At 65.7% G+C, this 10,557-nt stretch carries 7 protein-coding genes and 1 pseudogene; all 8 read left to right on the forward strand.

The window, feature by feature from the left end:
* Positions 1–85 precede the first annotated feature (85 nt).
* Complete coding sequence (gene recF / locus IVA82_RS05910) at positions 86–1,222, forward strand: DNA replication/repair protein RecF (protein ID WP_247383668.1); 1,137 nt, start codon at positions 86–88, stop codon at positions 1,220–1,222.
* 121 nt (positions 1,223–1,343) lie between these two features.
* A complete protein-coding gene (locus tag IVA82_RS05915; protein ID WP_247383669.1) occupies positions 1,344–3,494 on the forward strand; it encodes a hypothetical protein in 2,151 nt (716 codons plus the stop codon).
* 280 nt (positions 3,495–3,774) lie between these two features.
* Positions 3,775–6,210, forward strand: coding sequence for a DNA topoisomerase (ATP-hydrolyzing) subunit B (gene gyrB, locus IVA82_RS05920; protein WP_247383670.1), 2,436 nt, complete (start codon positions 3,775–3,777; stop codon positions 6,208–6,210).
* Between the two features lie 267 nt (positions 6,211–6,477).
* Positions 6,478–7,773, forward strand: a complete 1,296-nt coding sequence (gene murA, locus IVA82_RS05925; protein WP_247383671.1) for a UDP-N-acetylglucosamine 1-carboxyvinyltransferase — start codon at positions 6,478–6,480, stop codon at positions 7,771–7,773.
* 194 nt (positions 7,774–7,967) lie between these two features.
* Positions 7,968–9,359, forward strand: coding sequence for an MATE family efflux transporter (locus IVA82_RS05930; RefSeq protein WP_247383672.1), 1,392 nt, complete (start codon positions 7,968–7,970; stop codon positions 9,357–9,359).
* Positions 9,356–9,841 carry a DUF2867 domain-containing protein gene (locus tag IVA82_RS05935; RefSeq protein WP_247383673.1) on the forward strand — a complete coding sequence of 162 codons (486 nt, stop codon included), beginning with the start codon at positions 9,356–9,358 and terminating at the stop codon, positions 9,839–9,841. The genes IVA82_RS05930 and IVA82_RS05935 overlap by 4 nt, the downstream gene beginning before the upstream one ends.
* A gap of 115 nt (positions 9,842–9,956) precedes the next feature.
* On the forward strand, positions 9,957–10,301 hold the full coding sequence (locus IVA82_RS05940; RefSeq protein ID WP_247383763.1) for a DUF6788 family protein: 345 nt from the start codon (positions 9,957–9,959) through the stop codon (positions 10,299–10,301).
* A gap of 1 nt (position 10,302) precedes the next feature.
* Positions 10,303–10,557, forward strand: a pseudogene (locus IVA82_RS05945) (ISNCY family transposase); the annotation flags it as partial.

The following is a 10,557-nucleotide window of genomic DNA, read 5'->3' on the forward strand; positions in this document are numbered from 1 at the left end:
TACCCCTCACCTGTCGCCTCACTTCGTGAGGCGCCACCCTCTCCCACAAGGGGAGAGGGTGAGCAGAGCGTGCCGCAGTTCCAACATGACCCCTTCCCGCATTCATCGCCTGACGCTGACGCATTTTCGCAATTATCGGGCGGCGGGGCTCGAGACGACGGCTGACATGGTGGCGCTGGTCGGGCCCAACGGGGCGGGCAAGACGAATTGCATCGAGGCGATCTCGTTCCTGTCGCCGGGACGCGGCCTGCGGCGAGCCACGCTGGACGACGTCGCCGACAACCAGGGCGACGGCTCCTGGGCGGTGTCGGCGCAGGTCGAGGGCGCGCTGGGCCTTGCCACACTCGGCACCGGCATCGACGCGCCGCTGCCCGACAGTGTGGTCAGCCGGCGCTGCCGCATCGACCGCGAGCCGGTCAATTCGGCCAGCGCCTTCGGCGACCACATCCGCATGGTCTGGCTGACGCCGGCGATGGACGGGCTGTTCATGGGCGCGGCCTCCGAGCGGCGGCGCTTCTTCGACCGCCTGGTGCTCGCCATCGACAGTGATCACCCCAGCCGCATCTCGGCGCTCGAACGCTCGTTGCGCTCGCGCAACCGCCTGCTCGAGACCCGCAACTATGACGACCATTGGTGTGACGCGATCGAGCGCGAAACCGCCGAGCTTGCGGTCGCGGTGGCGGCCACGCGCGGCCAGACCGCCGCACGGCTGACCGGCATGTTGAACATGCGCGCGCAGGCCTCCGCCTTCCCGTCGGCTCAGATCGCGCTCGACGGCTGGATGGAGAACGCGCTGCTCACGGAGACCGCGACCGCGATCGAGGACCGTTACCGCCAGATCCTGCGCGACAACCGTCCGCGCGACGCCATTGCCGGCCGCACCACCGACGGCCCGCATCTCACCGACCTGCAGGTGATCTATGCGCCGAAGGGTATGCCGGCGCGCGATGCCTCGACTGGCGAGCAGAAGGCGCTGCTGATCGGCCTCGTGCTGGCGCATGCGAGCCTGGTGGCCGAGATGACCGGCATCGTGCCGCTGCTTTTGCTTGACGAAGTCGTCGCTCATCTCGATCCGAACCGGCGTACAGCGCTGTTCGAGGAGTTGCGCAAGCTCGGCGCGCAGGTGTGGCTGACCGGCGCCGACCCCGCTGCCTTCGCCGAGATCAGCGCCGGGGGCGACGTTTTCGACGTTGAAAACGGACGGGTGTCGGCCCGGCGCTAGCTGCCCCTGTTGAACCTCTCCGGTTCCTGCCGCGACTAGTTGTCTGAGGCCGCGCCGACGGTGTCGCAGCCTGCAGTCGCGCGTGGAATGAAGACCGGCGCGAAATCCAGGAGTTTTGGCGATGTCGATGATCAAGTGTGGGGCCCAGGTCCCGGCACGCTGGCGACTGCTTGCCTGCAGCCTTCTGCTCATGGCGAGCGCTTCGCTTCCCGCGCGCGCTGACGACGGCATCGTCGACGTGCACGCCCTGCCGCAGCTCGAGGGCGCGGTCGAGGACACATCGCACCCGGATCGCTACCGCGTGGAATATCGCGTGCCGACGCCACAGGTGGTGACATTGCCCGCCGTGCGAAAGCTCCTGAGTGCCGACGGCTGGGTGCCCTATGTGATGCCGTTGGAGGAAAAAAGCACCACGCTGAAATTCAAGAAGGGGCGGCAGGGACTTTCGGTTCATTTCACCCAAGCACTCGGCCGGCCCGACCAGTCCGTGGTCTATTACACGACCGACCGGATCTATTCGAACGTGCCGTTCCCCGAGGGCGCAAGCGACATCGTGTTCGATGGCACAAGGCCCTATCTGGGCTGCGTCGCGCCAACCGCGCCCGATACAACATCGGATTTCTACACCAGCCAGATGGCGGCGATCGGCTGGCGGAAGCTGACGTCCGAGACGGCCGCCCCCTGGACGACGACCGGTCTGGACGAGACCGTTCCGAATGGCCAGCGAGCGTTCTTCGACCATCCCGACGGCGACGTCACCGGCTTCTACAAGCAGAGGCCGGTCATGCTGACGCTGACGCGCCGCGACGACGGCAGGACCAATGTCGACATCAGGATCGCGCCCTTCGCTCTCCCCGCCGATCTCAAGGCAGACAGCGACCTCGCCGGCCTGCCGCGGCCGAGTCCAACCAAGACGGCCATGGGTAAGGGCAGCGCCAGCTCCGACAAGCGCGAGATGTCGGCCGCCGTGATGGCCGAGCTGCCCGCGGTGCTCGCCTTCTATCGTCGCGAGCTCGCTGCGCGCGGATGGCAGGAGAATGGCAACGCGACGGTTGCCACGGACGACGAAATGGCGATCAAGGTCTCCTCGGCCGAGGAAAGCGGCGTGCTGCGGCTCGGCCGCAAATATGATTTCACCATTGTCAGCCTGGCCACGCAGTTGACGGAAGCGGCGCTGGCGGCGCGGATCAAGGCGAAGAAGGAAGCCGACGAAAGATTCTTCAAGGATGCGGAGACCGCCGCCAAGCAGGTCACCGCCGCCGACGAAATCCGCCGCAAGACGCAGGCCGCAACACTGTCCGACGCGCCGCTGAACGCGCTCGCTGACAGCAAAACGCCCGTGCCGCTCCCCGAAACGGCCGAGGGCGTGAAATTCGCGGGCGACGACGGCCAGCTCGAATTCTCGTCCTGCTCAAGCGTGAAAGCGCTCACCGCCTTCTATCGCGCCTCGCTGAAGTCCGCGGGCTGGAAGGAGCAACCATCAGTCATCAACCAGCCCAACATGGCGATGATGGAGTTCTCGAAAGCCGGCAAGGCGATCTCGATGACCGTGATGCAGATGGGCCCGAAGGTGAATGTCCGCGCCGACGGCTCCGGCCTCATGGTGGCCGCAGCCAAGCCTGCGGCCGAGGCACAGGCCAAATCCGCGGAGCCGCTCAAGCCCGATTCCGAATCTCAACTGCCGGTACCGACGCAGCGTTCATCGACCTCGCTTGCCACTACAAAGCTGCCGGGCAGCGAGGCCCCATTCCGCCGCGAGCTGGAAGCCAGCATCCCTGCCCCGCTTGGCGACGTCCTGGCCTTCTACCGATCCGAACTTGGAAAGCTCGGCTGGCAGGAAAAGACCGACGGTGCGACCGTGTCCGCAGAACGCGCGCAGATCGACTTCACCTCGCCGCAGGGCCCCGCCGTGCTCAAGCTCGGCCGCGCCGGGGGCGAGACCACGGTCAATCTGGCGCAGAAGAATCCGGATGCCGCGACCAGGGCCGACATCATGCCGAAGCCCGGACAGGCCAGGCTGATGCTCGGCAATGTGGGGCCAAAGGAAGCTGCGCTGACGATCAACAAGCAGACCATCAAGATCGCAGCCGGTGCTGGCGGCCCGCAATCGCCGAAAGGCCCGATGCTCGACCTGCCGCCCGGCAAGTACCAATATGCTCTGCGCGTGGCGGGGCATCCCGCCCGCAACGAGACCCTCACCGTGGCCGCCGGCGATGCCTGGGGCCTCATGGTGGGGCCGAGCGGCGATGTCCTGCCGCTCCAGATGTACTGAGCGCGGGTCGTTCCGGCGCGCGCAAAGCGCCTCGGAACCGCGCTTCCCATACCCGCAAAATCCACGCTTTCGGGGACTGAAGACCAGGGCCGAATCGGGCTTTTCGCAGTGCCCCAAATCAGCTTTCAAACGGCTTGAAAACCGGGCGAAAATCCCTATCTGCTCAAAGGGTTGCGGGAGGATACTTTGCGCTAGGCGCAATCCTCCTTTCATGGCACAAATAGCTGCAATCAGCGCCTTTTTGCGCCGCTGATTCGACGACATCCTCGAAGGCCTCTCAATGACAGAACCTGCCCGGCAGACGACCGCCGAAACCGAGCCCACTCCCGCGAACGAATACGGCGCGGAATCGATCCGGGTGCTCAAGGGTCTCGATGCCGTCCGCAAGCGTCCGGGCATGTATATCGGCGATACCGACGACGGCAGCGGCCTGCACCACATGGTCTATGAGGTGGTCGATAACGCCATCGACGAGGCTCTCGCCGGCCACGCCACGCGCGTCGACGTGATTCTCAATGCCGACGGTTCCGTTACCGTGCGCGACGACGGCCGCGGCATTCCCGTCGACATCCACAAGGGCGAAGGCATCTCGGCGGCGGAGGTCATCATGACCCAGCTCCACGCCGGCGGAAAGTTCGACCAGAACTCCTACAAGGTGTCCGGCGGATTGCACGGCGTCGGCGTCTCCGTGGTCAACGCGTTGTCGAGCAAGCTGGGCTTGCGGATCTGGCGCGACAACAAGGAGCATTACGTCGAATTCGCCCATGGCGATGCCGTCGCACCGCTCAAGGTGGTCGGCGACGCGCCGGGCAGGCGCGGCACCGAGGTGACGTTCCTCGCCTCGCCCGACACCTTCAAGAACATCGAATATGACTTCGCGACCCTCGAGCACCGGCTGCGCGAGCTCGCCTTCCTCAACTCCGGCGTCAACATCGCCCTCTCCGACATGCGTCACGCGGTGGAGAAGCGCGAGGAGATGCATTATTCCGGCGGCGTCGAGGAGTTCGTCAAATATCTCGATCGCAACAAGAAGGCGATCGTGCCGGCGCCGATCATGGTGCGCGCCGACGCCAACGGCATCGGCGTCGAGGCCGCGCTGTGGTGGAACGACAGCTACCATGAGAACGTGCTGTGCTTCACCAACAACATCCCGCAGCGTGACGGTGGCACTCATCTCGCCGGTTTCCGCGGCGCGCTGACGCGTCAGGTCAACGGCTATGCCGAGAACAATGCGAAGAAGGAAAAGATCGCGCTGACCGGCGACGACTGCCGCGAAGGCCTCACCGCGGTGCTGTCGGTGAAGGTGCCTGATCCAAAGTTCTCGTCGCAGACCAAGGACAAGCTGGTGTCCTCGGAAGTGCGCCCCGTGGTCGAGAACGTCCTCAACGAGGCGCTGCAGGCCTGGTTCGAGGAGCACCCCAGCGAAGCCAAGATGATCGTCGGCAAGGTGATCCAGGCCGCCGCCGCCCGCGAAGCCGCGCGAAAGGCGCGCGAGCTGACGCGCAAGAGCCCGCTTTCGGTCTCCTCGCTGCCCGGCAAGCTCGCCGACTGCCAGGAAAAGGACCCGGCGAAGTCCGAGCTGTTCATCGTCGAGGGCGATTCGGCAGGCGGCAGCGCCAAGCAGGGCCGCAACCGCGAATTCCAGGCGGTGCTGCCGCTGCGCGGCAAGATCCTCAACGTGGAACGCGTGCGTCCTGACAAGATGCTGGGCAGTGAGCAGATCGGAACCTTGATCACCGCGCTCGGCACCGGCATCAGCGACGAGTTCTCGATCGAGAAGCTGCGCTATCACAAGATCATCGTGATGACGGACGCCGACGTCGACGGCGCGCACATCCGCACCCTGCTGCTCACCTTCTTCTACCGCCAGATGCGCGATATCATCGACGGCGGCTATCTCTATATCGCCCAGCCGCCGCTCTATAAGGTCAACCGCGGCAAGTCCGAACAGTACCTGAAGGACGAGCGGGCGCTGGAGGATTATCTGATCGATACCGGGCTCGATGATTGCGTTTACAGTCCCGGCACCGGCGGCGATCGCACCGGCCGCGATCTGCGTTCGCTGATCGACGATGCCCGCACCGTCCGCGGCGTCCTGCGCAGCCTGCACAGCCGCTACAATCGCAAGGTGATCGAGCAGGCCGCCATCACCGGCGTGCTCAACAAGACAATCTACGGCGATCCGGAGAAGGCCGCCGCAGCCGCCCAATACATTGCCGCCCGCCTGGACACTCTGGCCGAGGAGGTCGAGCGCGGCTGGATCGGCCAATACGTGGAAGGCCAGGGTTTCCAGTTCGAGCGCACGGTGCGCGGCGTCAAGGAAGCCGCCGTCATCGACGACGCCTTTCTGGGATCGGTCGAAGCCCGCAAGCTCGACGAGTACACGGAGAAGCTCCAGGAGGTTTACGCCCGCCCCGGCAAGCTGCGCCGCAAGGATGTCGAGCACATGGTCTACGGCCCCGTCGACCTGTTCGAAGCGGTCACCGACGCCGGCCGCAAGGGCGTCACGCTGCAACGCTACAAAGGCCTCGGCGAGATGAACCCCGAGCAGCTCTGGGAGACGACGCTCAACACCGACGCGCGCTCGCTGCTCCAGGTCAAGGTCAAGGAGGTCGACGAGGCCGACGACATCTTCACCAAGCTGATGGGCGACGTCGTCGAGCCGCGCCGCGACTTCATCCAGGAACATTCGCTGAGCGCGACGATCGATATCTGAGGCTTGCATTCGCCCTCATCCTGAGGAGCCCGCGACAAGCGGGCGTCTCGAAGGATGGCCGCGGGCGAGAGCCGGGCCTTCATGGTTCGAGACGCGCGTACCGCGCTGCTCACCATGAGGGTCCTGTGACGCGGCGAGCCCAAAGGCCTCTTCGGGCCCAATGAGCGGCCGTCAGCCGCGACAAGTGCAGAATTGCTACCTCGCTCAATTCTCGGTAGTTTCCGCCTCCAAACCGGCCCCGCCCCCACACGACAGCGAGAGACCCAAGTGGCGCCCATCCAATATATCGTCGAGGGCGGTCACCGGCTCTCGGGCTCGATCGAGCCGTCCGGCAACAAGAATTCGGCGCTGCCGATCATCGCGGCCGCGCTGCTCACCGAGCATCCGGTGACGCTGGAGAACGTGCCGCGGATCCGCGACACGGAGACGCTGGTCGAGCTGATCCGCTCGGTCGGCGCGTCGGCCGAATGGACCGCCCGCAATACGCTTGTCATTCACGCCAAGAGCATCCGCGCCGCCGATCTTGATCCCGAGCTCTGCGTCCGCATCCGCGCCTCGATCCTGCTCGCAGGTCCCCTGCTCGCCCGCTGCGGCGAGGTGATGCTGCCGCCGCCCGGCGGTGACGTCATCGGCCGGCGCCGGCTGGACACGCACATGCTGGCGCTGGAGCAGCTCGGGGCCAAGGTGACCGCGACCGACCGGCTTGAATTCCGCGCTTCGAAGCTCACCGGCGCCGACGTATTCCTGGACGAGCCCAGCGTCACCGCGACCGAGAACGCGCTGATCGCGGCCGTGGCCGCCGACGGCATCACGTATTTGCGCAACGCCGCCTCCGAGCCGCATGTGCAGGACCTCGCCAACTTCCTGGTCGCGCTCGGTGCCAGAATCGAGGGCATCGGCACCAACACCATGATCGTGCACGGGCCGGCGCCGCTAAGTTCAGCCACCTACAGGATCCAGCCCGACCATATCGAGGTCGGCTCGCTGATCGGACTTGCCGCCGTGACGCGCTCGCCCTTGCGCATCGTGCGCGCAAGCGTCGAGCATCTGCGCTCGATCCGCATGGGGTTCGAACGGCTCGGCATCGTCTGCCGCGTCGAGGGCGACGACCTGATCGTGCCCTCGAACCAGACGCTGAAGATCCAGGACGATTTCGGCGGCCACGTGCCGAAGCTGGAGGACCAGCCCTGGCCGGCCTTCCCCGCCGACCTGATGTCGATCGCAATCGTCACCGCCACGCAGTGCGAGGGCGTCATCCTGATGTTCGAGAAGATGTTCGAGTCGCGGATGTTCTTCGTCGACAAGCTGATCGCGATGGGCGCGCGCATCGTGCTGTGCGACCCGCACCGCGCCATCATCGCCGGACCGAGCCGCCTGCGCGGTGCGCCGATGACCTCGCCCGACATCCGCGCCGGCATGGCGATGCTGCTTGCGGCGGTCTGCGCCGAGGGCACATCGACGATCAACAATGCCGACCAGATCGAGCGCGGCTACGAGCGCATCGAGGAACGGCTGAACGCGCTCGGCGCCAGGATCAAGCGCGTGCCCGAGCGCAAGGGCTGAGGGCTCCTTCCCTTTTCCCCTTGTGGGAGAAGGTGGCGCGAAGCGCCGGATGAGGGGTTCTCTCCACGATCGCATCTGCTGAGACAGACCCCTCACCCGTCTCGCCGCTACGCGGCGAGCCACCCTCTCCCACCAGGGGAGAGGGAAAAAAGCCAAGCCATGTTTTCGACGTGCGGCTGTGTTATTCACCCGCCATGCTCGACATCGTCCAGCCTCGTTCGCAGCCGCAAGGCGTGCAGCCCAACCATCTCGCCGATGAATTCGTCGAGACGCTGCGGCTGGCCGTGCCGATGATGCTGACGCAGCTCGGGCAGATCGCGATGATGACGACCGATCTCGCGCTGATCGGCCGGCTCGGCGAGGACGCGGTGGCGGCGGCCGCGCTGGCGCATACGGTCTATTTCGTCAGCTTCACGTTCGGGCTCGGCCTCGTGGTGGCGGTATCGCCGCTGGCGGCGCAGGCGTTTGGAGCCGGCGACGTCAGACGGCTCCGGCACGCTTTGCGGGCCGGCTTGTGGGTCGCGCTGCTGATCTCGCTGCCGATGATGGCCTCGCCGCTCTATGGCGAACGGATCTTGTTGGCGCTCGGACAGGCGCCGCATTCCGCAAGCCTTGCCCAGCACTATCTGAACGGGCTGGCCTGGGGCATCGCGCCGGCGCTCGCTTTCGTCGCGCTGCGCAGCATGATGAGCGCGGTGAACCGGCCGCTGGCGCCGCTGTGGATCACGCTCGCGGCGATCCCCGCCAATGCCGCGCTGGTTTATGTCCTGATCCACGGCCTGTTCGGCCTGCCGGAGCTCGGCCTGCTCGGCGCCGGCCTTGCGACCACGCTGGTCAATGCCGGCACCTTCGCTGCCGCAATCGCCATTGTGGGCTTGCGAAAGCCGTTCGCCGAGTATCGTCCGCTTGCCCATCTCTGGCGGATCGACTGGCCGTTGATGCGCGAGCTCGTCATGATCGGCGCCCCGATCTCGCTGTCCCTGTTGATGGAGTATGGCCTGTTCTCGTCGGCCGCGCTGTTGATGGGGCTGATTTCGACCACCGCGCTGGCCGCGCACCAGATCGCGCTCCAGGTCACGGCCGTACTGTTCATGGTCCCGCTCGGCATTGGCATGGCCGCGACCGTGCGGGTCGGCCACGCCTTCGGCAGCGGCGACCCGCTCGCGGTGAAGCGCGCGGGTCTGGTCGCCGCCGTGCTCGGGATCGCGTTGGTCTCCGCTCTCACGATCGCAATCGTGCTCGGCCGCTACGCGCTGGGCCGGCTGTTCTTCGGCAGCGGCGAATCCAGCGCGGCTACCGTCGAGCTGACGGCAATGCTGCTCCTGGTCGGCGCGACCTTCTTCATCGCCGACGGACTCCAGACCATCATGGGCGGCGCGCTGCGCGGCATCAATGACACGCGGATGACGCTGGTGTTCGCCGCCATCGGCTATTGGTGCATCGCCTTCCCGATTGCCTGGATGCTGGCCTTTCACGCCGGACTTGGTGCCGTCGGCGTCTGGATTGGGCTGTCGATCGGGACGTTTATCTATGCTGGGCTGCTGATCTTGCGGTTTCGGATGTTGGCGCGCAGATTGGGCGCATGACCTCGGTCCGCGAAGTTGCCCCAGATGTCGACGCGAATGCTGTGCTCGCTGGCGCGCAGTTCATCGACGCCTTTCGCGTCGAGATCGGCACGGCCAACCTCGACGCGCGGCAGGCCTGCACCCGGATGGTGCTGCACGGACCGCGCTGGATCGATGCGCTGGTGCGCCTGCGCAATGTTCTGGTAACGCCGTTCGGGCTGAAGACGTCGGGCGAAGGCGCGCCGGCGCCGGGCGGCCTGATCGGCCTGTTTCCGGTGCTCAGCGAAACCCCGGAGCGGCTGGTGGCGGGCTTCAACGATTATCATCTCGATTTCCGCCTGGTGGTCGATGTCAGCGGCACAGCGGCGCGCCGCCAGGTCACCTCGACCACGCTGGTGCAGACGCATAATCTGCTCGGGCGAAGCTATCTTGCGCTGATCATGCCCTTCCACAAGCTGGTGGTGCGCGGCATGATGAGACGCATCGTCGAGCCGGCCCGATAGCTACTTTCCGGCGCAAAATTCGGCGACCTTGTGAGGCAGCCAGAATCGCTTGGTGTGGCGAAAACTGCAAGGTCGAACGGATTGGCGTTGACTTGAAGCGGATTGATTCATTCTTATGATTCGTAAGCGAGCCCTTCAAACGCGTGAGAAGCTTGTCGGCAAGCTGCCGGTCACCGGCGAACTGCTGCGCGGTTCGTTGCTGGAGCGCACCGTTCGTCACAAGAGCGGCTGCCCGAAATGCGCGCGCGGCGAAGGGCACCAGGTGCATGTCCTGACGGTGAGCTATGCGGGTGGACGCGTGCGCCAGTTCAGTGTGCGGCGTGAGCGCGTTGCCGAGGTGCGCCGCTGGCTGGAGAATTACCAGAAGCTGAAAGACGCGATCGAGGCGATCTGCGCGTTCAATCACGACCTGTTGCGCCCTGATGCGGCGGTGCCGCGGGGGAGGAAGAAACGTGATTGAGATGCGCAGAGCGCAACTGAGCTTCGGCGACGGCTTGATCGCCGGGGAAGTGAGCGATCTTCGCGAAGGTTGGATGACCCATGCTGACCGGGTTCTGGCGGATGAACAGATCGTCGGTGCAGTGTACGAGGCGCTGGCGAGACGACATCCCAAGAGCCGCACAAGAGCCGCAGTCGTGGTCGGCTGGGCGCGCCGGCCGAGGTGGTGTTGCGGTTGTTGATCCTCAAGCATGTTCGCAACTGGAGCTATCACGTGC

The sequence above is a fragment of the Bradyrhizobium sp. 142 genome, from assembly GCF_023074015.1.
Classification (GTDB): Bacteria; Pseudomonadota; Alphaproteobacteria; order Rhizobiales; family Xanthobacteraceae; genus Bradyrhizobium.